Here is a 25,092-nt window from a genome sequence, read left to right as displayed (position 1 = left end):
GGGTCGTGGCGAGTGGGCGCGTAAGTGGGGACCGTTGCGACTTTGGTGGGTGCGCCGCAAATCGGTCGGATGTGGGACCACCACGATCGGTCGTGGCGCGTAAGTGGGGACCACCGCGATCGGTCGTGGCGCGTAGGTGCGGACCGTTGCAACTTTGGGTGGAGCGCTGCAAATCGGTCTGGTGTGAGACCACCGCGATCGGTCGTGGCGCGTTGGTGGGGATGGTCGCGACTTTGGGGTGAGCTTGCGCTCGTTAGACGGCTAGCAGGCTGTCTACGACCGACAAGAACAAGCCGAGGCCGTCGTCGCTCGGGCCGGTCAGTGGCTCGGTGGCGTGTTCGGGGTGGGGCATCAGGCCGACGACGCGGCCGTTGGCCGAGGCGATGCCCGCGATTCCGCGTTGGGAACCGTTCGGGTTGGCGCTCGCGTAGCGGAATACGACACGGCCCTCACCCTCGAGCTCGTCGAGGACGGCGGTGGATGCTTGAAAGCGGCCCTCACCGGACTTCAGTGGGACGAGGATCTGCGCGCCCGCCTCGTATCGTGAGGTCCACGCGGTATCGGCCGATTCCACCCGCAGCCATTCGTCGCGGCAGATGAAGTGCAGGCCCTCGTTGCGGGTCAGCGCGCCGGGCAGCAAGCCTGCCTCGCACAGCACCTGGAAACCGTTGCAGATGCCGAGGACCGGCAGGCCCTGGCCCGCGGCGCGGACGACAGCTCCCATCACCGGCGCGAACCGGGCGATAGCACCCGCACGCAGGTAGTCGCCGTAGGAGAAGCCGCCGGGCACGACGACCGCGTCGACCTTCTTCAGGTCGGCGTCGGCATGCCACAGACTCACCGCCTCGGCGCCCGCGAGGCGCACCGCGCGGGCCGCGTCGACGTCGTCGAGTGTGCCGGGAAACGTAATGACCCCGATACGGGCGCTCATGCCTGCGCCTCGCAGACGCTCGGCTCCGTCATGACCGCGCGAAGCGGCTGTATCGTCGGTTCGCTGCGCTCACTCATGAGACGCGAACAACCTTCCATTCCTCGATCACCGTATTGGCGAGCAGCGCTTCCGCGATCTGTTCGAGCTCCGCATCGCTGACACTGTCGTCGATGTCGAGTTCGAATCGCTTGCCCTGCCGCACATCCGAGACTCCAGCGAATCCCAGACGCGGGAGCGCGCCGACGATTGCCTGCCCCTGCGGATCCAGGATCTCGGCCTTCGGCATCACCTCGACCACGACTCGTGCCACGCGTTGCTCCTCAGGTGGTGTTGGGGTGTTGAGAGCAGCGTAGTTGTCCGAGCTGTCCGAGCCGCCTGCGGGGTCTGCTCAGAATCGGCCAATAACATGGCGGGCATGCGCATAGCCCACTTCGGCCACTCCTGCATTCTCGTCGAACTGCACGGCAAGAAGGTGCTGTTCGATCCCGGCAACCTCTCGCACGGCTTCGAGGGCATCACCGGGCTCGATGCGATCGCCATCACCCATCAGCACCCCGACCACCTCGACCCGCTGCGCATCGATGCCCTGATCGAGGCCAATCCCAGTGCTCGGCTGCTCGCCGATCCACAGACCGCCGAGCAGCGCGGCGAACCGTGGGAGGCGGTGCACGCGGGCAACGTGCTCGCACTCGACGACCTGCGGATCACCGGTGGCGGCGGCAGGCACGCGGTGATCCACCCCGAAATCCCGGTGATCGACAACACCGTGTTCCAGCTCGGCACCACCGATGACCCGGCACAGCTGGTCCATCCCGGTGACTCGCTGTGGGTGCCGCCGGTGCCCGTCGGCGTGCTCGCCCTGCCTGCCGCCGCGCCCTGGATGCGGATCAGCGAGGCCGTCGACTACCTGCGCGCGGTCAATCCGCGCACCGCCTTCCCCATCCACTACGGCATCATCGTGCCGCAGGCGCAGGGCATCTTCTTCGGCCGGTTTGCCGAAATGGGTCCTCCCGACACCGAATTCACGGTGATCGAGCCCGAGGACACCGCTGAACTGTAGGCCTCAGGCCTGCTTCGCGTAACTGGTCAGGAACAACGCTTCGGCCAAGGCCATGTGCTCGATCTCGCTGGGGTCGACGCTCTCATTGGGCGCGTGGATCAGGCATTTCGGCTCCTCGACGCCGATCAGCATGATCTCCGCGTCCGGGTAGGTGTCGGCGAAGACATTGCACAGCGGGATCGAGCCACCCTGGCCCTGGGTGGTGGTGGGCCGGCCGTAGGAGGCGGCCAGCGCCGCCTCCATGGCGACGCGGGCCGGTCCGCCGCCGCCGGATTCGAACGGTGCGCCGGTGGCCTCGGCCTCCACGGTCAGTTTCGCCTGCCACGGCGTGTTCGCCTGCAAGTGCGCGGTGAGCGCCTTCAATGCCTGCTCCGGATCGGTGCCCGGCGGGATACGCAGGTTGAGCCGAGCCCGAGCCGCCGGCTGGATGGAGGCCGAGGAGCCGACCACCGGTGGTGCGTCGATGCCGAGCACCGTCAAAGCCGGTCGCGCCCAGAGCATGTCGGCGACTGTGCCGTCACCGGTGAGCTCGACGCCGCCGAGCACACCCGCATCTGCACTGAACTGCTCTTTGGAATATCGCACACCAGGCCACTGCTGGTCGTTGGGCAGCCCGGACACCGTGGTGTTGCCATGCTTGTCACGCAATGAGGCGAGCAAGTGGATCAGCGCCGCGAGCGCATCCGGAGCCGGACCGCCGAACATGCCGGAATGCACAGGGCCCGCGAGGGTTTCGATGGTGACGACGACGTTCACGTTGCCGCGCAGAGTCTCTGTGAAGGTCGGAACGCCGACGGCGAAATTCCCGCAGTCGGCGACCAGGATCGCGTCGGCACGCAACCACTCGGGGTTGGTCTCGACGAACCGCTCCAGTCCGCCGGTGCCCTGTTCCTCGGAACCCTCAGCCACCAAAGTGATTCCGAGCGGCAAGTCGGCACCCAGTGCCCGCAGCGCGGTGAGATGCATGACGATATTGCCCTTGCAATCGGCGCTACCGCGCCCGTACCAGCGTCCGTCCTTCTCGGTGAGCTCCCAGACCGGGGTGCGCCAGGCGGCGTCATCCAACGGCGGCTGAACGTCGTAGTGGCAGTACAGCAATACCGTCGGCGCGCCGGCAGGTGCGGGGCGCGAGGCGATGACCGCCCTACTGCCGTCAGGGGTTTCGTGCAGGCCGACCTTGGTCAGCCCCGCCGCGGCGAACGCGTCCGCCACCCACTGCGCGGTCCGATGACATTCCTCCGGCGGAAACTGCCTCGCGTCGGCTACCGACTTGAACGAAACAAGTTGGGTGAGATCAATTTTCGCCTGTGGCATCAAACTGGCGATCCGCGTGCGCAGCACTGCAGTCTCGTTTCGAGCGACCTGCAAGCAGTCGCCAGCGGCGGTGTCGTTTCGAGCGACCTGCAAGCAGTCGCTAGCGGCGGTGTCGTTTCGAGCGACCTGCAAGCAGTCGCCAGCGGCGGTACGAGGTTCGTCGGAAGTCATGCGAGCGCCTCACTTGGTTATATGGTCGAACTTCATATCATGCGACCGCTAACGCGTCGCTATCTTCACTCTGGCACGAACCAGTGGCCACGCCCGTCGAATTCGTCCGACCGAGCGGTCTGTGTCGCGTACCGGAACATCGAGCAGTCGGCCGGGCCGGACCTGACATCAACCCTCGCTCGCGCTATGACATGCTATTGGTCGGCGCTGCGATAGTAAATGACCAGCATTCACATCGGTTCCATGAATATGCAGGTACATAGCGCTGTTTCGAATCATAAATACTGGAGCCCATTGCACAGCAAACATCAAGCGAGCCGATATTCGGGAGGCTATCTCGATGCACAACATCCCTGAGCCCGACGACCTGTTCGCGCTGCCCGGCCTGAGCCGGACCGCGCCGAAAGCCGGGTTCCCGAAATGGGAGCTGTTCCCCCAGGTCGCCTATGAGATCGTGCACGACGAGCTGATGCTCGACGGCGTCTCCAGAATGAACCTGGCAACCTTCTGCACCACCTGGCTCGACGACCAGGCGCGCAGGTTGATGGCGGAATCATTGGACAAGAACATCGTCGACAAGGACGAGTACCCACAGACCGCCGAGTTGGAGCGCCGCTGCGTGCGGATGGTGGCCGACCTGTGGCACTCCCCCGATGCACCGCGCACGGCAGGCACCTCGACCACCGGCTCCAGCGAGGCCGCGATGCTCGGCGGTCTCGCCGCCAAGTTCCGCTGGCGCCAACGGGGTGGCGGTGATGTTTCGAGCGGCGTGCCCAACTTCGTCTGCGGTCCCGTTCAAGTGTGCTGGGAAAAGTTCGCGCGCTACTTCGATGTCGAGATCCGGCAGATCCCGCTGCGCGCGGACCGCCTGACCATGCACCCCGACGATGTCGCCGCCCACTGCGACGCGAACACCATCATGGTGGTCGCGACCTTCGGCCAGACTTTCACCGGACTCTACGAGGACGTCGAAGGGATCGCCAAGGCCCTCGATCAGTTGCAGCGGGTCAGCGAGCTGAACATTCCCATTCATGTGGACGCGGCGAGTGGCGGCTTCCTCGCACCGTTCACCGCGCCGGATCTGATCTGGGACTTCCGGCTGCCCAGGGTGAAGTCGATCAACGCCTCCGGCCACAAGACCGGCCTCGCCCCACTCGGCGCGGGCTGGGCGATCTGGCGCGAGACCGCGGACCTGCCGCCGGAGCTGGTCTTCAACGTCGACTATCTCGGCGGCAGCATGGCCACCTTCAATCTCAACTTTTCCCGTCCCGGCGGCCAGGTGATCACCCAGTACTACGAGTTCATCCGGCTCGGCCGCATCGGCTACGCCCGGGTGCAGTCGCAGATCTACCACGTGGCAAAGCATTTGGCCGCGGGCCTGAAAGCGCTCGGACCGTTCACCATCGTCCACGGTGGCGACCCGCACCTCGGTATCGCGGCCGTGTCGTGGCGGCTGAAGGACGAACAGGACCAGGGGTTCAACCTCTACGACCTGTCGGATCGGCTACGCACCCGCGGCTGGCTGATCGCCGCCTACCCGCTGCCCGCCGACCGCGAGAACGAAACCGTCATGCGCGCGCTGGTGCGGCACGGATTCACCATCGACATGGCCGAAATGCTGCTCTCCGACATCATTCGCGGCATGAACCAACTGATGAAGCACCCACTGACGACCTCACTCACCCGGACCGAAGCCGGCGGTTTCACGCACAACGCGACGGCGGCCGTGCCGAGCGAGAAACCGGCATCCGCCACACCGAGCACGAAGGCGAGGTCGGGTAAGAAGAAGTCGTGACGGCTCCGTCCACAGGCCGCCGCCGCCCGATTACGCCATTACGGACGGCGGCGGCTCGCGCGGCGGTGTCACTCATACGGCTGCGCCGCACGAAGGCCGCTCGACCTGCTCCCGATCACGCCGCCCTTGCGGCAGTGAACGATTCCCAGCGGTAGACCTCGCCGACCGCACCGTGGAACAGCGCGAGATCGACCGCGTCGAGAATTGCCCGACGCGGCCCGGGACGGCCGAGCTGTGCGGCCGACACGGCCAGCCGCAGTACGCCGCCGCGGCGCGCGGTACGTGCGGCACCCATCACCAACGCGCGGCACCACCACGGTTCGGCGCGGAAGCCCTCGCCGATGCCGTACACGCGGGCCTTCTGCGCCACATTGCGTTCCAGATCGAGAATCGAGGTCAGACCGAGCGCGACGCGGAAGCCGACCTCGGGCAGCGCCTCGATCGCACCCGCCGAGGCGTCCCAGCGCGGTGCGGCGAAGAGCCTGGTCCGCAGCTCCACCTGCTCCATCACCCGGTCCGCCGCGGTGAGCCGCAACCGCGCCTCGTGCCGAGGCAGTGTCGCGAACTCCGCCCTGCGCCGCTTGGTCGCCGCCTGGTCGTACCCGTGCAGCACGATGGCATCGCCCCTCGCCCTACGCCCACGCAGCCAGGACTGCGTCGCCGGATCGTCGACCAGCCGGTAGCGCCCCTTCAGCCTCGGCGCGACCAGTAGCGACATCCGCACATCGCGCCGATCCATCTCCGCGCCGAATTCGATCGCGGCATCTCGGGTGGTGTCCCGGATCCCCGACACGGACACGATCAGCTGAGCGTTCATGTACCCACAATGCCTCGCATAGATGTACTGAACGTGCAGGCCGAATGACCTGGCGACGAACTCCGCGTCATGTTCTGTTGCCGCGATTACCAGCGATCCCAGTGCAGCACTTCCGCGCGCGGTACCCGCACGGCGGGTTTGAAGTCGGTGCCGAGGGTGTAGGCCAGCGGAATGAAGGCGGCGAGCATCACCTTGTCGTATGGAATACCAAGTGCCGCAGCAAGTTCACGCTCCAGCGGACCCTGCGCGCTGGTCCAGGTGGTGCCGAGGCCGCGGGCCCTCGCGGCGAGCATGAAGCTCCACGCGGCGGGCAGGATGGACCCCCAGGTCCCGGCTTGGATGTCGACGGGCGCACGGTCGGTGCGGCCTTCGACGGCCGGGATCACGATCGCGGGTACCCGATGGATATTGTCGGCGAGATAGCGCAGGCCATCGAAAACGCCCTTGGTCGAGCCGGGCGCGTAATTCATGCGGCGCGTGTCGTCGGCGGTCAACGGCTGTCCGACCGCACGGGTCAGCGAGCGACGAAAGATGTCACCGACCACACGCCGCTTCGCCCGGTCGGTGACGACTACGAAATGCCAGCGCTGCCGATTGCGTCCGGTCGGCGCTTGGGTCGCCAGGTCGATGCACTCCTCGATGAGCCTGCGCGGCACCGGGCGGTCGAAGTCGAGCCGTTTACGCACCGCCCTGGTCGTGGACAGCAGCTCATCCGGGGTCAGTTCCAGGGTCATCACACACTCCTCGGGCTAAATCGTCGGCGACCAGACGGTATGCCCAAAGATAATCTGCTGTCAAACTATTGGCGAGAAGATGAATAATGCTATTCTCGATCCAGCCACAGTGAGGAGACCATGCCGACAACCGACGAGAACACCGAGCGGACCTACTTCCCGCGCCTGGCCACCGAGCGCTTGGATATCGCGCTGTGCCGCGCGTCGAGCACCGTCGCCAAGGCAGGTGAGATCCACGCGGACACACAGGGTCTCGGAGTGGGCCAGCAGTTGGTGCTCAAGATGCTCGCCGCCGTCGGAGCCTGTTCGCAACAGACGCTGAGCGAGGAACTGCGGATAGATCGCAGCGTCATGGTCAGCGTGTGCGACGAACTGGAAAGGTCGGGTTATATACGCCGCGAACGCAATCCGCGCGACCGCCGCTCCTATGCCGTGACCGTCACCAACGAAGGGCTGCAACGGCTGCGGGTGGCGGAGGCAGCCATCCCGGCCTACTTGGACAACATTTTCGGCGCGCTGACCGCCGCCGAGCGGGACCAGCTCACCGCATTACTCGGCAAGCTTCTGTTACCGAAGCTTGCCGAGTAGTCAGGGGCTACGAGTCACCAGGGATTACGCGTCGGCCAAGCCGACGACGTCGAGCATCCAGGCGTACTCGAACGCGACTTCTTTCCACTTCTCATAGCGGCCACTGACACCACCGTGGCCTGCGCTCATCTCGGTCTTGAGCAGCAGCGGGGCGTCGCCGGTCTTGGTCGCGCGCAGCTTGGCGACCCACTTCGCCGGTTCCACGTACAGCACGCGGGTGTCATTGAGGCTGGTAACGGCAAGGATGGCCGGATAGTCGGCGGCGGTGACATTCTCGTAGGGCGCGTAGGACTTCATGTAGTCGTAAACGTCCTTGTCCGCCAACGGATTACCCCATTCGTCCCACTCGATCACGGTGAGCGGCAGTGACGGGTCGAGGATCGAGGTGAGCGGATCGACGAACGGGACGTTCGCCAGGATGCCGACGAACAACTCGGGCGCCAGGTTCGCCACCGCACCCATCAGCAGGCCGCCCGCGCTGCCGCCATCCGCGACCATCGCGTCGGCCGAGGTGACACCGGTATCGATGAGATGCTTCGCGCAGGAGACGAAGTCGGTGAAGGTGTTCTTCTTGGTGAGCGTCTTGCCGTTCTCGTACCAGAGCCTGCCCATCTCACCGCCGCCGCGGACATGGGCGACCGCGAACATCATGCCGCGGTCGAGCATGGACAGCCGGGAGACCGAGAAGGACGGGTCGATGCTTGCCTCGTAGGAGCCGTAACCGTAGAGCAGCAACGGTTTCGGCGTGGAGGTATCGATGCCCTTTTTCCACACCAGCGAGATGGGGATCCTGGTGCCGTCCGCGGCGACCGCCCAATCGCGATGCTGCTCATAGTCGTTCGGGTCGTAACCGCCTAGCACCGGCTGCTCCTTGCGCAGCAGCAACTCACCGGTGGCAGGCACGTAGTCGGACACCTGTAGCGGCGTGATGAACGAGGTGAGTCCGATTCGCAGCGTCGGCTGCTCCCACTCGGGATTGGCGCCCGATCCTACCGAGAAGAGCTCCAGATCGAATTCGAGCTCGCGGCGCTCGCCGTAACCGGCCTCGGTCAGCGGCCAGACGGCGACCCTGGTCAGCGCCTCACGCCGGTAGCTGAGCACCAGGTGATCGGCGAAACAGTCGATGTCCTCGATCCGGACGTCATCACGGTGCCCGATCAGCAAGGTCATCTTCGACGGATCGGCGACCGGTGCGTCGACGAGTACGAAGTTCTCGGCCTTCACGCCGTCGACAACGTCGTTGTGCAGGATCAGGAACCGGTCCTCGCCACCGACCACCGCGTGTTCGGCGGAATACTCGACGCCCTCACGGCGCGGCAGGATGACGCGGAAATCGCCTTCCGGATCATCGGATTCGAGCACCCAGCCCTCAGTGGTGATCTTGGAACCGACCCAGATCATCAGGTACTTCTCCGAGCGGGTCGCACCGATACTTACCCAGTAGCGCTCGTCGGGCTCGTGAAAGACCTGCACATCGGCATCGTTCGCGGTGCCGAGGCGGTGGCGCCAAACGGTGTCGGGCCGCCACGATTCGTCGACGGTCTGATAAAAGATGTGTGAGCCGTCCAGCGACCAGGTCGCGCCGGGTGCGGTCCCCGTGATCTCGTCGGCGAGCAGCTCACCGGTGCCGAGATCTTTGAAACGAAGTACGTACCGCTCGTCGCCGACGGTATCCACCGAGTAGGCGAGCAGATTGCCGTCATGGCTCAGCGAGAAAGCGCCGAGCGCGAAGAAATCATGCCCCTTGGCCTGCTCGTTGCTGTCGAGCAGAATCTGCTCACCCGGGATCTCGGTGCCCACCTCGAGCTGCGGCGGGGTCCAGGCGTCTATGCCCTCGACGTTCGAGGCGACGGGACAGCGGCAGTGCACGCTGTACTGCTTGCCCTCGAAGCTGCGCGAGTAGTACCAGTACTTGCCCATCCTGGTCGGCACCGAAAGGTCGGTCTCCTGCGTGCGCGCCTTGATCTCGTCGAAGATCTTCTCCCGCAGCGGCCGCAGATGCGCGGTCTGCGCGTCGGTGTAGGCGTTCTCCGCCGTCAAGTACTCGATGACCTCGGGATTTTCCTTATCCCGCAGCCACTCGTACTCGTCGACGAACGTGTCGCCGTGATGGACCCGCTCGGCCGGGACCGTCTTCGCGATCGGCGCCGTCACCACCGCCGACCCACCGTCGGGGTTGGGAATCGTTCCGGTACCTGTGTCGAGAGCCATGGGCTACACCGTAGCGGCGGAGCAACGTGACGGCGTGTTGGCGGGGCAACTCCGCCTCGACCGGTCTGTTTTTATCGGGCGTCAGGCCCCGATTGCCGGGCCCAGCGTCAGCCACGAGGCGTGCAGACCGTCCTGCCAGTAGGACCAGGAGTGGGTGCCGGTGGGGCGGTAGTCGATGCGGGCGGGGATACCCAGGCTGCGTAGGCGCCGTTCGAAGGAGACCGTGCAGGTGTTGATGCCGAGCTCCACCGGGCCGCCGAGAAAGATGTTCTCGGCGAGCTGCGGCTTGATCTCGGCCTCGTGCGGGCCGGGGATACCCGTGCCGGTGGACAGGTAGATAGCCTTGCCGCGCAGGCCCTCGGCCAGCAGCGACGGATCATGCTCGGCCCACGCGCGACTGCCGGGAGCGCCCCACATCTCGAGCGGATCACCGCCTCGATTGGCGATGGAGAACATCACCGCGCCCTGGGCGAGGCCGGTATCCGGACAGGCGCTGTAGCCCGCGACCGCGCGGTACAGCTGGGGATCGCGCGCCGCGAGGATGAAGGCGGCGTTGCCGCCCATGGACAGGCCGCCGATCGCGTTGACGCCGTTGCCGCCGAAGCGCGCGTCGATGATCGGCGGCAGTTCCTCGGTCAGGAAGGTTTCCCACTTGTAGCGACCGAAGTGTGGGTCGTCCTGCTGCCAGTCGGTGTAGTAGCTGGCCTGGCCGCCGATCGGAAGCACCACGTTGACGTTCTTGCCTGCGAAGAAGGCCTCCGCGTCGGTCGCGTTGGTCCAGGTGCTCTGCCCGACGCCGGGATCGAGACCGTCGAGCAGATAGTAGGAGGGTCGTGTGCCACCGCCCGCGGGGTGCAGCACCTGCACCTGGATGGTCTTGCCCATCGACGGCGAGTCGATGAATACCGCCGATTTGGTCGAGCTCAGGTCGTCGATCCCGACCACTTGGGCGGCCGCTGCCCGGGTCGGCTGCGACACGAGGGGCACGAGCACACCGAGCGAAAACGACAGCGCAACCGCAGCAACAACTCTTCGTCGCATGTCCCCGCCTCTATCAGACCACTACAATCGGCCTTCAACGTAACTCACGAGCGAGCTCGAGGAAGCAAATTGACGTTCGGGCGTTTCTCCAGCAATCCGCCCACCAGGTAGCCGGGTTCGATCCCGCACCCGCCGCCCACATCACGCTCAGGAACCTTGCGCACTGCGCCCCAATGCACCGCGAATCGATCCGGCCAGATAATCCAGGTCGGCGCGCCTCGGGCTGGTCGGGCGCCCACGCAAGCCGAACCCGTCGCCGGGTGTGCGCGGAATCACGTGCAGATGCACATGGAACACCTCCTGCCCTGCGGTCACCCCGTCGGCCAGAAAGAAATTCACCCCGTCGCAGCCCACCTCGGAAGTACGCAGCGCCGCCGCCAACTGCTGACCCACCTGGAACAACTTTCCACCGATCGCCGGGTCCAGCTCCGCGAGATTGCGCGCGGCGACCTTGGGGACCACCAGTAGGTGCCCGGGCGTCATCGGCCGAATATCCATAAAAGCGAGCACATCGTCGTCCTCATACACCGTGCTCGCGTCCGCCCGCCCGGCAATGATGTCGGCAAATATCATGTAAGGGTCCACACGGCACCCTACCGAGCGCGGTCCAACCCGCCGACCAGTGCAATCGGCGGGTCACCCGGCAACTAGAGGATCGGCGACGGTGTGTAGCGGGCCGCTTCCGGGTAGGCGTCGACAAGCTTCTGCACCTGGGCGACGACCTCGGCGACCTGGGCTTCGGCCGCGCCGATGAAGGCCGACTTGTCGGCGAGGGCAGCGTCGAGAGCCGGTCGGTCGAGGGGGAAGCGATCGTCGGCCGCGAGGCGGTCGAGCAGATCGGGTTCACGACCCTGCTCGCGCATCGCGAGTGCGACCGCGACGGCGTGTTCCTTGATCACCTCGTGCGCGGTTTCCCGGCCGACGCCCGCGCGGACCGCAGCCATCAGCATCCGGGTGGTGGCGAGGAAGGGCAGGTAGCGGTCGAGTTCGCGGGCGAGGACAGCCGGGTAGGCGCCGAATTCGGCGAGCACGGTGAGGAAGGTTTCCATCATGCCGTCGATGGCGAAGAAGGCATCGGGCAGCGCGACCCGACGAACCACCGAGCAGAAGACGTCGCCCTCGTTCCACTGCGCGCCCGCCAGCTCGGCGGCCATCGACGCGTAACCGCGCAGCACGACCTGTAGGCCGTTGACGCGCTCGCAGGAGCGAGTGTTCATCTTGTGCGGCATCGCCGAGCTGCCGACCTGACCGGGCTGAAAGCCCTCGGTGACCAGCTCATGGCCTGCCATCAGGCGGATGGTGTGCGCGAATGACGATGGGCCCGCGCCGACCTGCACAAGCGCGGAGAGCACATCGTGGTCGAGCGAACGCGGATACACCTGGCCGACACTCGTCAACACGGTCGCGAAGCCGAGATGCCCTGCGACCTGCTGCTCCAGTGCCGCCAGCTTGGCAGGATCACCGCCGAGCAGATCGAGCATGTCCTGGGCGGTGCCCATCGGGCCCTTGATGCCGCGCAGCGGATAGCGGGCGATGAGTTCACGCAAACGGGTCAGTGCGATCAGCAGTTCGTCGGCGGCGGAGGCGAAACGCTTGCCGAGAGTGGTGGCCTGCGCCGCGACATTGTGCGATCGACCCGCCATGACGAGCGCCTGGTACTCCGCGGCGCGCTCGGTCAGCCTGGCCACGATCGCGACACCGTGCGCGTGCACATGCTCGAGCGAGAGCCGGATCTGCAGTTGCTCCACGTTCTCGGTGAGATCACGGCTGGTCATGCCTTTGTGCACGTGCTCGTGCCCGGCCAGCGCGTTGAATTCCTCGATGCGGGCCTTCACGTCGTGGCGGGTGACCCGCTCACGCTCGGCGATCGAGGCGAGGTCGACCTGGTCGATCACCCGCTCGTAATCGGCGATCACGCCGGGCGGCAGCGCGATGCCGAGGTCCGACTGCGCCCGCAACACCTCCAGCCACAGCCGCCGTTCGAGCACGATCTTGTTCTCGGGCGACCACAGACGCACCAGTTGCGGGCTGGCGTAACGGGTGGCAAGGACGTTCGGGACAAGGGTCACGACTGCGCCTCGCTGACGCTCGGTTCCGTCGCACCCTTGGGTGCTGTGTCCATGGCTCGTTCGCGACGCTCACTCACGAGTTGTCAGTCTAGTGCCCGAAATCTATCGATCTGCTGGGGCGTAGCGGGCGCGACGACATCGATCACCTCGAGCAGTGCGCCGCGTGCCATTCGCCTCGGCTCCGGGTCCAATTCGCTCAGCGCCGCGACGACCGCGCCGTCGACAATGGCAACCAGCCTGCGCATTTGCTCCGGCCGCACCAACCGATCCGACCTGCGCAGCACATCGGCCAGCAGATCATCGAGCTGAGCGCGCAGTCGTAGCTGCACATCCCGCAGCTCGGGATGCCGCGCCGAGGCCACCGAACGCTCGTAGCGCGCGATCAGCTGCCCACGGGCGTCTTCGTCGCTGCCGTCGGTCCCCACCAATAAATCGAGCATCAGATCAACGGTCGCCTCGGCGCCACGGCGTCGATGGCTGACGTCACCGACCCGGTGTCGCATCGCGTCGAGCTCCGCGTTGCCACTGAACTCGACTGCCCGCGCGATCAGGTCATCGAGCGACTCGAAGTAGTACGTGGTCGACGCCAAAGGAAGATCGGCACGCGTCGCAACAGAGCGATGCCGCACCGCATCGAATCCGCCTTCGAGTAACAACTCGGCGGCGGCCGCTACCAGAGCCTGGCGACGCCGTTCGCCTTTCGGGGTCGTCGCGGTTATCACCGTGCCATCGTGCCAGTCGTCATCAGTTCATCCGTGTGAAATCAGCGAGGAAACCCAGCCATCCGTTGTTTTACCGCATCCGGGCCCGCACGGAGACGAACTGTGCAAACTCATTGCCGGACACGAGGATCAGCTACGCAGATAGTGACCGAGGCGAACCAGAGCCGCCTCGATGTCCGCGGTGGCTCCGGCAAAGGAGAAGCGCACTGTCCGATGTCCAGCGGCGGTGTCGAAGTCGATGCCGGGCGCGAGCGCGACGCCGGTGTGATCGAGTACGTCGGCGCACCACTTTCTGGCGTCGTCGGTGAGGTGGCCGATGTCGGCGTAGGCGTAGAAGGCGCCGTCGGCCGGTGCCAGGTCGGTGATACCGAGTTCGGCGAGCCCGTCGAGCAGCAGCCGCCGGTTCACCGCGTAGCGCCGGACGTGCCCGTCCAGCTCGGCCTTCGCCTCGGCGCCGAATGCGTGCAGCGCCGCGTACTGCGAAATCGCGGGCGGGCACACCGTCATATTCGAGGCAAGTCGCTGTAGCGCCGGGCGCAGCCCACTCGGCGCGAGCATCCAGCCGAGGCGCCAGCCGGTCATCGAGAAGTACTTCGACACCGAACCGATCACCACCGATTCGGGCGAAGTCTCCCAAGCGGAGTTGTTTCGAGCGACCTGCAAGCAGTCGCCGGCGGCGTCGGAGGTCGCCGCGGTATCCCCCGCGTAGGTGATGCCGTGGTAGATCTCGTCGGAGATCAGCAGCGTTCCGTGCGCGTCACACCAACGGGCGAGTGCGGCGAGTTCGGCGGGCTCGATCATGGTGCCGGTCGGATTGGCCGGGCTTGCCACCACCAGGCCCGCGGGCGGACTCGGCAGCGCCTCCAGCATCGCCACGGTCGGCTGGAACCTGGTCTCGGCCCGGCAATCGAGCTCGACAACTCGACAACCGAGCGCCGCCAAGGTGTTTCGGTAGGCCGGATAGCCGGGACGGGCGACCACGACGGTGTCGCCCGGATCGAACGCGGCGAGGAAGATCAGTGTGAAAGCGCCGGAAGAACCGGTCGTCACGACGACGTCGTCGGCCCCGACCTGGTAGCCGTAGGTATCGCGATGATGCTCGGCAATCGCCTCCCGCAACGGCAGGATTCCGAAAGTCTCTGTGTAGCCCAGCAATTCGGAATCGATTGCTTCCTTCGTCGCACGAAGCACCGGGGCCGGCGCCGGCGTCGAGGGCTGCCCTGCCGCGAGCACCAGCACATCACCGTGCGACCTGGCCCGCTCCGCGGCAGCTTTCCAGACATCCATCACATAAAAAGGTGGAATGGTCGACCGGCGAGATTCTCTGGACACTCGACAGACGTTAGATGGTCGAACCCGACTTCAGGCGGTTGGCCTTCGCGATGTCGGCCGACCGGGCGGCTATGGTCGGGTTGATGCTTGACAAAGCTCGCCGCGCTGGGCTGGAACGAGTACGTGGAGTGGGTGGCATCTTTGTCATTCCGCCGGATTGGCATGCCGAGCTGCCGGAGCGACCCGAACGAAACCTGGGCGCACTGATCCGGCGAGCCGGACAGGTACTGCGCGACCCGGTCCTGCGGCCGCGGCCCGACTTGCGCGAACTCTGGCGCAGGCGGCACGAGCCCGACTATCGCGCGCTCTTTCGCAAACACCGGGTCCTTATCGCCGGACTCTGCGCGACCGCGGTATTCGCCGCCGCCGATTCGTCGGTCACCTGGGGCATCACCGATCGGGTTCCCAGCACGGCCGAAGCGCAACGTGTCGCCTTCGCCTACCCGATCCAGATGCAGTCGACCCCGCCCTCGGTGCGCAGGTACCTCAACGCGATCGCCACCGGCGAGCAACTGCGCGAGCAGGCGGTGGTCGCGGCCGCCGCGCGCAACACCCTCGAGCGCGCAAAGGCGGAGGCCGCCGCGGCGGTGGCGGGGGAACCGCAACCGTGGATGACCGGCAGCGCGCCGGTGCTGCCAGGCTCGGTGCTGCCCGGCTCGGCGCTGCCCGGCATCACCGGTTTCGTGCTGCCGACCCGAGGCACCTTCACCTCCGGCTTCGGTTCCCGCTGGGGCACTTTCCACAACGGCATCGATATCGCGGGCCCGATCGGCACCCCGATCTACGCCGTCGCCAACGGCACCGTCATCGACGCGGGCCCTGCCCAGGGCTTCGGTCTATGGGTGCGCATCCGGCACGACGACGGCAGCATCACCGTTTACGGGCACATGTACGACTTCTTCGTTTCCGTCGGCGAGCGCGTCCCCGCGGGCATGCAGATCGCCCGCATGGGCAACCGCGGCGACTCTTCCGGGCCGCACCTGCACTTCGAGGTGATCCTCGGCGGCCAGCACGTCGACCCGCAGCAATGGCTCGCGGTGCACGGCCTCACCTTCGGCTGACCCGCGTCAGACCGTGATGCGGTCCTCGACGGCGGCGAGGCCGATGTCGGTGCGGTAGTGGCTGCCGGGGAGTTTGATCGAGGCGATGCGGTCGTAGGCGTGCGCGCGGGCCTCGGACAGGTCGGCGCCGATGCCGACGACGCTGAGGACGCGACCGCCCGAGGAGACCAGCGCACCGTCCTCGCGCTGCGCGGTGCCCGCGTGCAGCACGGCGGAGTCGTCCCGGTCGCCGTCACCGGCGCCGGTGATGACGTCCCCGATGCGCGGACGGCCCGGATAGTTTTCGGCGGCGACAACCACGGTGATGGCAGAACCGTCGCGCCAGCGCGGTGCGGCGACCTGGGCGAGAGTGCCGGTAGCGGTGGCGTTCAGCAGCTCGGCGAGCGGGCTTTCCAGCAACGCGAGCACCGCCTGGGTCTCGGGGTCACCGAAGCGACAGTTGAACTCGACGACCGACGGGCCCGCCGCGCCGATCGCGAGACCCGCGTAAAGCAGGCCGGAGAAGGCACTTCCGCGCCGCACCATTTCCGCGGCGACCGGCTTGACCACGTCCTCGACGATCGCGGTGACCGTCTCTTCGGGCAGCCACGGCAGCGGCGTGTAGGCGCCCATGCCGCCGGTGTTCGGCCCGGTGTCGCCGTCGCCGACTCGCTTGTGATCCTGTGCGGGCAGCAGTGGGACTACCGTCTCGCCGTCGACCAGGCAGAACAGCGAAACCTCCGGCCCGTCGAGAAAGGATTCCAACAGCACGGGGTGACCGTTTTCGAGCAGCTCGGCACCGTGGTCACGTGCCGCGTGCCGGTCCGCGGTCACCACAACGCCCTTGCCCGCGGCCAGGCCGTCGTCCTTCACCACCCAGGTCGGTCCGAAGCGGTCGAGGGCGTCATCGAGTTCGGCGGGGGTGTCCACGATCTCGCTGTGCGCGGTGCGTACCCCGGCCGCGGACATGACGTCCTTGGCGAAGGCCTTGGAGCCCTCGATCCGCGCGGCCGAGGCAGAAGGACCGAAGCAGGCGATGCCCGCGGCCCGCACCGCGTCGGCGACGCCGAGCACCAATGGCACCTCGGGGCCGATCACCACGAGATCCGCGTTCAGGTCGGCGGCCAGCGCGACGACGGCTTCGGCCGAGCACGGATCGACGGGGCGGATCTCGGCGAGCTGGGCGATCCCGGCATTGCCCGGCGCCGCGTACAGCGCGTTCACCGCTGGGTCCCGGCGCAGCGCCAGGACGAGGGCATGTTCACGGGCTCCGGAACCTATGACGAGTACGCGCACGGCCATCAGCTTAAAGTGTGCCGATTCCAGCGCGACCGGCTAGTCCGCGGAGTGAACATACGACATCAGATGTCGTCTTCTCCGCCGCCGGTGAAACAGACAGGGATGATGGTTGCAGAGAGCACCGGTGCGGGCCGAGCGCGGCCGCACTCCGCACCCTGACTGCGCAAAGGACGTGCTGAAATGGGTCTGATCGACGGACTGATGGGCAATGCCGGGCGGATCGATCCCGGCCAGGCGCAATCGGAATACGCGAAACTGCTCGGCAACGGCGAGCAGATCTACGCCGCGTATCTGCTTGTCCGCGATGCCATCCTGTTCACCAACCGCCGACTGATCCTGGTCGACAAGCAGGGGCTTTCCGGCCGAAAAGTGAGCTATCACAGCGTTCCCTACCGGGCGATCACCCATTTCTCGGTAGAGACCGCAGGCACCTTCGACCTGGATGCCGAACTGTCCATCTGGATCTCGGGCTCGCACGAGCCGATCCAGAAGCGCTTCAACCGCCAGGTCGATATCTACGAGGTGCAGGGCATCCTGTCGCATTTCGTCTCGGTGTAGGTCGCGCGAACGACCCACACCGCCGAAAGGCCTACGCGGGCAACCATGTCCGATCGTCGGCCAGCACCGGCCGCACCCTGGTCAACAGCAACTCGAGGAACTGCTCGGGCTGCCAGAACGCCGCGAAATGGGTGGCGTCGGTGATCAGCGCGAACTCCTTGTGCGGCGCTTGCACGTCGCCGAAGTAGCGACGGGCGCGCTCGACAGGCATCAGGATGTCGTGTTCGCCGTGGAAGATGAAGATCGGGATCTCGAAACGGGTTCCGTCGCGCCAGGAATCGAAGTGCACGGACTCGACGCCGATCTGCTCGGCGAACTTCATGCCGTCCATGCAGTCCTTCAGGTCGCGCAGCCGGTGCTGGGGTGAGAACCACATCGAAGGGAGTATCAGCTTCTTCAACATGCTGGCGAGGAAGGGGTCGGAGACGGTCTTCAGCCTGGCGTGCAATCCCCAGTCCGTCGCCGACCACTTGGTCGCATCCGGGCCGATCTGCTCCAATTTCGCTGCGTCGGAACGCTTTCCGTTCTCGCGTAGCCGCTGCACGGTCGCGTGGAACTCGCCCTCGTCCAGCTCGGTGCCGCAAATGTTCTGATCGACACCGACATACGCCGAGTACAGCTCGGGGCGGTCGCGCGCCAGGCGCAGGCCGAGCACCGACCCGAAGGAATTGCCGACGAGCACCACCTTGTCCGTGCTCAGCCTGCGCCGCACATAGTCGGTGACCTCCAGCGCATCGGCGAACAGTCGATGGAAGCTCATCTCGCCCTGCTCTCCGCGACCGAAGGTCTTGCCGCAGCCGCGCTGGTCCCAGCGAACGACGGTGAAGTGCCGCTCCCATTCGCGGGTCCGGTTGGTGAAGAAGGTGTTGGTGGCGCCGGGACCACCGTGCAGCTCGAGCAGGACCGGGTTGGCCATGTCCTCGCCCCGGATCTCGATCCACTGGTCGATCCCACCGATGCGCACGAATCCGGCTTCGGAGATGCCGTTCGGGGTGTCGATACGAAGCGCCTTCGCGTTGCCGCGACGACGCAGTTGGCGATGACCGAGCAGACCGGCGGGAGCGGCGGCGATTGCGGCGAGTGCGATGGGGATCATGTCATTCCTAAACTGTGTCTATCGGAAACTGATATGTGTATATTAGACACAGTTTCACGGTAGCGTCAACATCAAGCGGCCGGTCGACACCTACCGGCCGACCCAGCGGCCTGCGCGTAGCCTGCGGGCATGGCTTCTGTTTTCAGTGCGATCATCGACGGTCAACTGCCTGGCCGATTCGTCTGGGAGGACGACGATTTCGTCGGTTTCCTGACCATCGCGCCGGTCACCCAAGGTCACACCCTTGTGGTGCCCCGCAAGGAAATCGACCAGTGGCAGGACATCGACGCCGATACCTTCGCCCGACTCAACGCCGTCGCCCAGAAGATCGGGCAGGCCGTACGGCAGGCATGGGATGCCCCGCGCGCCGGACTCCTCATCGCGGGCCTAGAAGTACCGCACCTGCACGTGCACGTCTTCCCGGCATTCACGATGGGCAATTTCGACATCTCGGGTGCCGACCCCAACCCCTCCCCCGAATCCCTCGACGAAGCGCAGACCAAGATCAAGCAGGCGCTGCGCGACCTCGGCTACGGCGCGAACGTTCCCGACTGACCTCGTCATGTACGGAAAAGCCGAAAGGGCGGTCAGGCGCAAAGTTGCGCGCTGACCGCCCTTTCGATCGAGCCCCCAGTCAGGATTGAACTGACGACCTTTCGCTTACAAGGCGAGTGCTCTACCACTGAGCTATGGAGGCGGGAAAACGGTGACCATCATAACCGGACACACCGACTGTGTGACACCGCATTACGGTGCCACACAGGCGGCGGTTCGTCGAACGTCCCTGCGGCGGTATCCAGCTGGGTACCGCGGGTCAGGACTGGGCGCCCTGTCGGGCCGCGTCATCGGCGGCCATCGCGTCGCGCAGGCTCTTCGGACGCATATCGGTCCAATTCTTTTCGACGTACTCGACGCAGGCAGCGCGGCTGTCCTCGCCGAAAACGACTCGCCATCCGGCCGGAACCTCCGCGAAGGCCGGCCACAGCGAATGCTGCTCTTCATCGTTGACCAGGACGAAGAAGCGGCCGTCTTCGTCATCGAAGGGGTTGGTGCTCAAGTTCACCTCACTGGATACTGGCGCATGTACGGGACTGGCTCGTGGGTCGGTCCGCCGCTGCTGAAGCGTCGGAAGTCCCCGAGCGATGTGTCGACCCTAGCAAGGTAGACGTTACGTGTTGGTAGTTACCTCAGGCCCCGAAAAAATCGAGCAGGATCTTGTTAACCGCTTCGGGACGCTCGAGGTAGCCGTAATGGCCCGCATCGGGAACCTCCTGGTAGCGCGCACCAGGAATGACCTCGGCGACCTCGCGCGACAGATAGGGCGGGATCATCCGATCATCGGCGAATCCGATGGACAGACACGGCACCTTGATCCCGCGATAGGCCTGCACCCTGTCGAAATCGTGGTCCATCCTGCGCTGCGCGCGGATACCCGGCGTGACCGGGCCGTTGGTGAATTCGAACAGATCGAGCCAGTCGCGCGCGGAGTTCGGATCGGCAAGTGTGGCGGGCGAAAGGTTCATCACGGCGGTCACCGCGGCCTCATACTTCGCAGGCAACTTCACCCCGCTCGCGTCGAGCTCGTGCTCGCCGAGCGAGAGTGTCTTCTGAAACTGGTCGAGCCGGCCGTGACCGGCCATGAACGCGGCCTTACGGACCAGCTCGGGGCGGGCAAGCGCCAGCTCCTGGGCCACCCGAGCCCCCATCGAGGTGCCGACAACGAGCGCGGGGCCCTCATCGAGCAGTTCGATGAGCCCGGCGGTATCGGCGGCCAGCTGGTCGATCGTCATACCGGACGCGGCCTCGAAAGAGGGCGCGATTCCGCGATTGTCGAAGGTACACACCCGATATCCCGCGGCGATCAGCGCAGGAACCTGATGCAACTCCCAGACCCGGCCCGGGCTACCGGTCCCCATGATCATCACGACAAGCGGCGCCGATCCCGGCGTCTGCGCTGCCTTGGTTCGGTCGCCCTTGACCTGGTAGTTGAGGGAAATTCCATTCACCGTCGCCAGCGGCATCTTCGAACCCTTTCGTGGAGTGGTGCGAGGCCCCAACGGTATAGGGCGCACCGAGCTGCCACACCGGCCGGGCGAACTGCTATCCCGGGTGCGGCGCGCCCGCACCAGGTCCGGATACCATTGACTACTCGCACGTACGAGCGTAACGAGCCGGGAGGACAAGAAGATGGCCGCGAAGGGCAGCGCGAACGACATCGCGGACGACGATCTGGAACCACTCGCCGACGAGACTGCCCGCCAGGCGCAGCGCGTCGTCGCCGCGTACGCGGAGGACGCCGACGAGTGCCGGATGCTGTTGTCGATGCTCGGCATCGCACCACCGACCGCGCGAGTCGAATAGCGACCGAGCCGACCAGATCGAGCTCGACGACAACGGCGCCGTCGACGAAACCTATAACTGCAGCGGGATAAGCGACGCCGCAAAGGATGCGTGGGTGGACCAGATGACCGATCAGCTGTCCGACGACTCCGAACACGTCCTGCCGGAACCAGTGCAGGGCCACACCGAGACGAACGGCGCAGGCTCCGGTTTCGTCGTTGTCGCCAATCGGCTTCCGGTAGACCTCGAGCGGCTGCCGGATGGCTCGACTCGCTGGAAGCGCAGCCCCGGCGGCCTGGTCACCGCGCTGGAGCCGGTGCTGCGCAGCAACAAGGGTGCGTGGGTCGGCTGGGCAGGCGTGCCCGATATCGACGTCGACCCGATCATCGAGGACGGCCTGGAGCTACACCCGGTGCCGCTCACCGCCAAAGAGGTCTCCGACTACTACGAAGGCTTCTCCAACGGCACCCTGTGGCCGCTCTACCACGATGTGATCGTGCGACCGGTCTACGACCGCAGCTGGTGGTCGGCGTACGTACAGGTGAACCGCCGCTTCGCCGAGGCGACCGCGAAGGTGGCCGCCGAGGGCGCGACCGTGTGGGTGCAGGACTACCAGCTGCAGCTGGTGCCGAAGATGCTTCGGATGCTGCGCCCCGATCTGACCATCGGCTTCTTCCTGCACATCCCGTTCCCCCCGGTCGAGTTGTTCATGCAGATGCCGTGGCGGGCCGAGATCATCGATGGCCTGCTCGGCGCCGATCTGATCGGCTTCCACCTGCCCGGCGGCGCGCAGAACTTCCTGTATCTGGCAAGGCGGCTCGCCGGGCAGCCCACCTCCCGCGGCACCGTCGGCGTGCGCTCCAAGCTCGGTGTTGTACAGGTCGGTTTCCGTACCGTCCGGGTTGGCGCGTTCCCGATCTCGATCGCCTCCGCCGAACTCGACGAACACGCCCGGCGCAGATCGGTGCGCGAACGCGCCGCGAAGATCCGCGCCGAGCTCGGCAACCCGAAGAACATCCTGCTCGGCGTCGACCGGCTCGACTACACCAAGGGCATCGACATCCGGCTCGGCGCGCTGGAGGAACTGCTGGTCGAGGGCCGGATCGATCCGGAAGAGACGGTCATGGTCCAGCTGGCGACACCGAGCCGCGAGCGGGTGGACAGCTACATCCAGATGCGTGGCGATATCGAGCGCCAGGTCGGCCGGATCAACGGTGAGTTCTCCCAGGTCGGCCACCCGGTGGTGCACTATCTGCACCGCCCCATCGCTCGCGAGGAACTCCTCGCCTTCTTCGTGGCCGCCGACGTCATGCTGGTGACCCCGCTGCGCGACGGCATGAACCTGGTCGCCAAGGAATATGTGGCCTGCCACAGCGGCCTCAACGGTGCACTCGTCCTGAGTGAATTCACCGGCGCCGCAGCCGAACTGCGTCAGTCCTACCTGTGCAACCCACACGACCTCGACAGTGTGAAAGACGCCATTGTCTCCGCACTCGAGGACGACCGCGACACCAAGCGCCGTCGCATGCGCTCGCTGCGCCGCCAAGTCCTCGCCCACGACGTGGATCGCTGGGCCCGCTCCTTCCTGGAAGCACTGGCCCAGGATCAGGTCGCGGGCAGCGCCCTGCTCAGCGACGACGACACCTTCCCGGAATCGCACTCACCGCGTAGATGAAGCCGTTGTTCACAGGAATCACCCAGCCAAGGTCCAGCGAGTTATCAGCCGGGTGTCGGACGATGTGATGATGAGCGCGCCTGCGGAGAGCACACCCAAGGCTCGGGTCCTTGTGGTGGACGACGAGCCGATGATCGTGGAGTTGCTTTCGGTGAGTCTGCGCTACCAGGGGTTCGAGGTGGATACCGCTGTGGACGGCGCACAGGCGCTCGACAAGGCCCGCAGCTTCCGTCCGCAGGCCATGATCGTCGATGTGATGATGCCGGGGATGGACGGTTTCGGACTGTTGCGCAGGCTGCGCGCCGACGGCATCGACGCGCCCGTGCTCTTCCTCACCGCACGAGACGATGTGCAGGACAAGGTCGCCGGGCTCACCCTCGGTGCCGACGATTACATCACCAAGCCCTTCAGGCTCGAGGAAGTGGTGGCCAGGCTGCGGGTCGTGCTGCGCAGGTCCGGTCAGCACACGCCGATACGGGAGAGTCCGCGAATTCGGTTCGAGGACATCGAACTCGACGACGACACCCACGAGGTGTGGAAGGCGGGCGAACCGGTTCCGTTGTCCCCCACCGAATTCACGCTGTTGCGTTACTTCATGGTGAACGCGGGGACCGTGCTGAGCAAGCCGCGCATTCTGGATCACGTGTGGCGCTATGACTTCGGCGGCGAGGTCGGCGTCGTGGAGACCTACGTGTCCTATCTGCGCAAGAAGGTCGATACCGGGGATCAGCCACTGATTCACACGCTTCGAGGTGTCGGCTATGTGATGCGCGCGCCCAATCGCGCCCGGCAGGCCGATAAGTGACCGAACGGCGGATTCGCAAGACCCGTCGCAGACTCGCACGCGCATGGTCGGCGATCCCGCTGCGCGTGACATTGGTGCTCGCCCTTGTTGTCCTGGCCGGGCTCGGGCTGCTCGCCTCCGGAATGGTGGTCACCTCCGCCCTGGAGAATTCGCTGATGCGTCGCACCGATCAGCAATTGCGCGAAGCTTCGATGGCTTGGACGCGGCCACCGCGGCCGGCACCATCGAACCCGCCGCACCTGCCGAGCGCCTTCTTCATCCGGTCCGTGCCGAATACGAGCAGCGGCATCCAGCTCGAGACAAGACCGTTCAATGTGGACGCCGAACCCGCGCTTGCGGACCCGCCGCAGTGGCGGACCGACCGCGATCCCCCGCCGGGGATCATCGGCATCACCGCACCGGCCACGGTCGGCTCCAAGAACGGAGCGTCGGTCCAGTGGCGGACCGTAACCATCAAAACACAGGAGTCGACCACGACGGTGGCCCTGCCGCTGACCCAGAACATCGAGACCGTGCGCCGACTGCTCATGCTGCAACTGATCGTCGGCGCGGCGGTCCTTGCCGCGCTCGCGGTGGCCGCTTACTTCGTGATCCGACGCAGCCTGCGGCCACTGCGCGGGGTCGAGAAGACCGCGGCCGCGATCGCCGCCGGTGACCTGACCCGCCGAGTTCCGGTGCGCGGCAACAACACCGAGGTCGACCAGCTGTCCCGATCGCTCAACGGCATGCTCGCCCAGATCCAGAGCGCCTTCGCGGCGACCGAGGCTTCCGAGGCCGCCGCGCGGCGCTCCGAGGCGAAGATGCGTCGCTTCGTCGCCGACGCCAGCCACGAGCTGCGCACGCCGCTGACCACGATTCGCGGCTTTGCCGAGCTCTACCGCCAGGGCGCGAACACCGACCCCGCCCTGTTCATGGACCGGATCGAACGCGAGGCCCAACGGATGGGCCTGCTCGTGGAAGACCTGCTGATGCTGGCCCGTCTCGACGCGCAGCGACCGCTGAAGCAGGGCACTGTCGATCTGCTCGCCGTCGCGAGCGATGCCGTGCACAACGCGCGCGCGATGGCCGCCGCCTCGGACCCGGACGGTCCGCGCCGCTCCATCGAACTGGAAATCCGTTCCGGCGAAGGCACATTGGAGGTGACCGGCGATGAGGAGCGGCTGCGTCAAGTCCTCGGCAACCTGCTGAACAACGCACTCACCCACACCCCGCCGGACGCCGAGGTGAAGGTTCGGCTGACGCCGGAATTCGACGAGGTCATCCTCGAGGTCGCCGACACCGGCCCCGGCCTCCCCACCGACCAGGCCGAACGTGTCTTCGAACGCTTCTACCGCACCGATACCTCACGCACCCGAGCCAGCGGCGGCACCGGCCTCGGCCTTTCCATCGTGCAGGCCCTGGTTGCCGCACACGAAGGCGCGGTGAGTGTCGACAGCACCCCCGGGGTGGGCACTACCTTCACCGTGCGACTGCCCAGGGACGCCGCCCGGTGAA

The 25,092-nt window shown here is 66.1% G+C and carries 25 protein-coding genes and 1 tRNA gene; 10 read left to right on the top strand and 16 right to left on the bottom strand.

Translation table 11 applies throughout. The features are described from left to right. Window positions 1-253: 253 nt before the first annotated feature. Together purQ and purS are read right to left on the bottom strand one after the other, a co-directional pair. Entirely contained in the window at window positions 254-931 is a 678-nt protein-coding gene (gene purQ / locus ACLMAJ_RS36520; protein ID WP_412018475.1) for a phosphoribosylformylglycinamidine synthase subunit PurQ, read from the bottom strand. Window positions 932-1,004: 73 nt separating this feature from the next. Further along, window positions 1,005-1,241: a phosphoribosylformylglycinamidine synthase subunit PurS gene (gene purS, locus ACLMAJ_RS36515; RefSeq protein ID WP_328408768.1), complete on the bottom strand. Its 237-nt coding sequence runs from the start codon at window positions 1,239-1,241 to the stop codon at window positions 1,005-1,007. 105 nt (window positions 1,242-1,346) lie between these two features. On the opposite strand from purS, the gene ACLMAJ_RS36510 reads away from it, so the two are divergent. After that, complete coding sequence (locus ACLMAJ_RS36510; RefSeq protein ID WP_412018474.1) at window positions 1,347-1,991, top strand: MBL fold metallo-hydrolase; 645 nt, start codon at window positions 1,347-1,349, stop codon at window positions 1,989-1,991. A 3-nt stretch (window positions 1,992-1,994) separates the two neighbouring features. On the opposite strand, the gene ACLMAJ_RS36505 is transcribed toward ACLMAJ_RS36510, so the two are convergent. Next, the gene (locus ACLMAJ_RS36505; RefSeq protein WP_412018482.1) at window positions 1,995-3,305 is read right to left on the bottom strand and encodes a dipeptidase; all 1,311 of its coding nucleotides are present in this window, start codon (window positions 3,303-3,305) and stop codon (window positions 1,995-1,997) included. Between the two features lie 511 nt (window positions 3,306-3,816). Between ACLMAJ_RS36505 and gad the strand changes: the two genes are divergently transcribed. Beyond that, the gene (gene gad, locus ACLMAJ_RS36500) at window positions 3,817-5,271 is read left to right on the top strand and encodes a glutamate decarboxylase (protein WP_412018473.1); all 1,455 of its coding nucleotides are present in this window, start codon (window positions 3,817-3,819) and stop codon (window positions 5,269-5,271) included. Window positions 5,272-5,386: 115 nt separating this feature from the next. Here gad and ACLMAJ_RS36495 read toward each other — a convergent pair whose 3' ends face one another. After that, a complete protein-coding gene (locus ACLMAJ_RS36495) occupies window positions 5,387-6,088 on the bottom strand; it encodes a DUF2334 domain-containing protein (RefSeq protein WP_412018472.1) in 702 nt (233 codons plus the stop codon). Window positions 6,089-6,174: 86 nt separating this feature from the next. Beyond that, entirely contained in the window at window positions 6,175-6,825 is a 651-nt protein-coding gene (locus tag ACLMAJ_RS36490; protein ID WP_412018471.1) for a nitroreductase family protein, read from the bottom strand. 117 nt (window positions 6,826-6,942) lie between these two features. Between ACLMAJ_RS36490 and ACLMAJ_RS36485 the strand changes: the two genes are divergently transcribed. Continuing rightward, complete coding sequence (locus ACLMAJ_RS36485; RefSeq protein ID WP_412018470.1) at window positions 6,943-7,410, top strand: MarR family winged helix-turn-helix transcriptional regulator; 468 nt, start codon at window positions 6,943-6,945, stop codon at window positions 7,408-7,410. Between the two features lie 24 nt (window positions 7,411-7,434). On the opposite strand, the gene ACLMAJ_RS36480 is transcribed toward ACLMAJ_RS36485, so the two are convergent. The 6 genes from ACLMAJ_RS36480 to ACLMAJ_RS36455 all read right to left on the bottom strand — a co-directional run bounded on the left by ACLMAJ_RS36480 (window position 7,435) and on the right by ACLMAJ_RS36455 (window position 14,785). After that, window positions 7,435-9,621 (bottom strand): S9 family peptidase, encoded by a 2,187-nt coding sequence (locus ACLMAJ_RS36480; protein ID WP_412018469.1) that lies wholly within the window; start codon window positions 9,619-9,621, stop codon window positions 7,435-7,437. Window positions 9,622-9,702: 81 nt separating this feature from the next. Then, window positions 9,703-10,662 (bottom strand): alpha/beta hydrolase, encoded by a 960-nt coding sequence (locus ACLMAJ_RS36475; RefSeq protein ID WP_412018468.1) that lies wholly within the window; start codon window positions 10,660-10,662, stop codon window positions 9,703-9,705. A gap of 147 nt (window positions 10,663-10,809) precedes the next feature. Continuing rightward, the gene (locus ACLMAJ_RS36470; RefSeq protein WP_412018467.1) at window positions 10,810-11,235 is read right to left on the bottom strand and encodes an HIT family protein; all 426 of its coding nucleotides are present in this window, start codon (window positions 11,233-11,235) and stop codon (window positions 10,810-10,812) included. A gap of 74 nt (window positions 11,236-11,309) precedes the next feature. Beyond that, window positions 11,310-12,731: an adenylosuccinate lyase gene (gene purB, locus ACLMAJ_RS36465; RefSeq protein ID WP_412018466.1), complete on the bottom strand. Its 1,422-nt coding sequence runs from the start codon at window positions 12,729-12,731 to the stop codon at window positions 11,310-11,312. An 83-nt stretch (window positions 12,732-12,814) separates the two neighbouring features. Further along, on the bottom strand, window positions 12,815-13,453 hold the full coding sequence (locus ACLMAJ_RS36460; protein WP_412018465.1) for a TetR/AcrR family transcriptional regulator: 639 nt from the start codon (window positions 13,451-13,453) through the stop codon (window positions 12,815-12,817). 129 nt (window positions 13,454-13,582) lie between these two features. After that, window positions 13,583-14,785, bottom strand: a complete 1,203-nt coding sequence (locus tag ACLMAJ_RS36455; protein WP_412018464.1) for a pyridoxal phosphate-dependent aminotransferase — start codon at window positions 14,783-14,785, stop codon at window positions 13,583-13,585. Between the two features lie 83 nt (window positions 14,786-14,868). On the opposite strand from ACLMAJ_RS36455, the gene ACLMAJ_RS36450 reads away from it, so the two are divergent. After that, window positions 14,869-15,846, top strand: a complete 978-nt coding sequence (locus tag ACLMAJ_RS36450) for a M23 family metallopeptidase (RefSeq protein WP_412018463.1) — start codon at window positions 14,869-14,871, stop codon at window positions 15,844-15,846. A gap of 6 nt (window positions 15,847-15,852) precedes the next feature. On the opposite strand, the gene purD is transcribed toward ACLMAJ_RS36450, so the two are convergent. Then, window positions 15,853-17,121 (bottom strand): phosphoribosylamine--glycine ligase, encoded by a 1,269-nt coding sequence (purD, locus tag ACLMAJ_RS36445; RefSeq protein WP_412018481.1) that lies wholly within the window; start codon window positions 17,119-17,121, stop codon window positions 15,853-15,855. Between the two features lie 183 nt (window positions 17,122-17,304). Here purD and ACLMAJ_RS36440 point away from each other — a divergent pair, with 183 nt between their 5' ends. Further along, complete coding sequence (locus ACLMAJ_RS36440) at window positions 17,305-17,682, top strand: PH domain-containing protein (RefSeq protein ID WP_412018462.1); 378 nt, start codon at window positions 17,305-17,307, stop codon at window positions 17,680-17,682. A gap of 31 nt (window positions 17,683-17,713) precedes the next feature. Here ACLMAJ_RS36440 and ACLMAJ_RS36435 read toward each other — a convergent pair whose 3' ends face one another. Then, the gene (locus ACLMAJ_RS36435; RefSeq protein WP_412018461.1) at window positions 17,714-18,778 is read right to left on the bottom strand and encodes an alpha/beta fold hydrolase; all 1,065 of its coding nucleotides are present in this window, start codon (window positions 18,776-18,778) and stop codon (window positions 17,714-17,716) included. Between the two features lie 129 nt (window positions 18,779-18,907). On the opposite strand from ACLMAJ_RS36435, the gene ACLMAJ_RS36430 reads away from it, so the two are divergent. Then, window positions 18,908-19,333, top strand: coding sequence for an HIT family protein (locus ACLMAJ_RS36430; protein WP_412018460.1), 426 nt, complete (start codon window positions 18,908-18,910; stop codon window positions 19,331-19,333). Window positions 19,334-19,403: 70 nt separating this feature from the next. On the opposite strand, the gene ACLMAJ_RS36425 is transcribed toward ACLMAJ_RS36430, so the two are convergent. From ACLMAJ_RS36425 to ACLMAJ_RS36415, 3 genes are all read right to left on the bottom strand, one after another. Further along, window positions 19,404-19,475, bottom strand: a tRNA-Thr gene (locus ACLMAJ_RS36425). Between the two features lie 117 nt (window positions 19,476-19,592). After that, window positions 19,593-19,835: an MbtH family protein gene (locus ACLMAJ_RS36420; protein ID WP_011207082.1), complete on the bottom strand. Its 243-nt coding sequence runs from the start codon at window positions 19,833-19,835 to the stop codon at window positions 19,593-19,595. Between the two features lie 130 nt (window positions 19,836-19,965). Then, on the bottom strand, window positions 19,966-20,799 hold the full coding sequence (locus tag ACLMAJ_RS36415; protein WP_412018459.1) for an alpha/beta fold hydrolase: 834 nt from the start codon (window positions 20,797-20,799) through the stop codon (window positions 19,966-19,968). 166 nt (window positions 20,800-20,965) lie between these two features. Between ACLMAJ_RS36415 and ACLMAJ_RS36410 the strand changes: the two genes are divergently transcribed. From ACLMAJ_RS36410 to ACLMAJ_RS36395, 4 genes are all read left to right on the top strand, one after another. Continuing rightward, window positions 20,966-21,139, top strand: coding sequence for a hypothetical protein (locus ACLMAJ_RS36410; protein WP_412018458.1), 174 nt, complete (start codon window positions 20,966-20,968; stop codon window positions 21,137-21,139). Window positions 21,140-21,242: 103 nt separating this feature from the next. Beyond that, a complete protein-coding gene (locus ACLMAJ_RS36405; protein ID WP_412018480.1) occupies window positions 21,243-22,793 on the top strand; it encodes an alpha,alpha-trehalose-phosphate synthase (UDP-forming) in 1,551 nt (516 codons plus the stop codon). 70 nt (window positions 22,794-22,863) lie between these two features. Further along, entirely contained in the window at window positions 22,864-23,598 is a 735-nt protein-coding gene (locus ACLMAJ_RS36400) for a response regulator transcription factor (protein ID WP_412018457.1), read from the top strand. After that, the gene (locus ACLMAJ_RS36395) at window positions 23,595-25,091 is read left to right on the top strand and encodes a sensor histidine kinase (protein ID WP_412018456.1); all 1,497 of its coding nucleotides are present in this window, start codon (window positions 23,595-23,597) and stop codon (window positions 25,089-25,091) included. Before ACLMAJ_RS36400 ends, ACLMAJ_RS36395 begins: the two co-directional genes overlap by 4 nt. The last annotated feature ends 1 nt before the right edge of the window (window position 25,092 follow it).

Origin of the sequence: Nocardia arseniciresistens, assembly GCF_046764875.1 — a bacterium.
Taxonomy (GTDB): Bacteria; Actinomycetota; Actinomycetes; order Mycobacteriales; family Mycobacteriaceae; genus Nocardia; species Nocardia arseniciresistens.
This window is presented reverse-complemented; position numbering and strand designations above follow the sequence as displayed.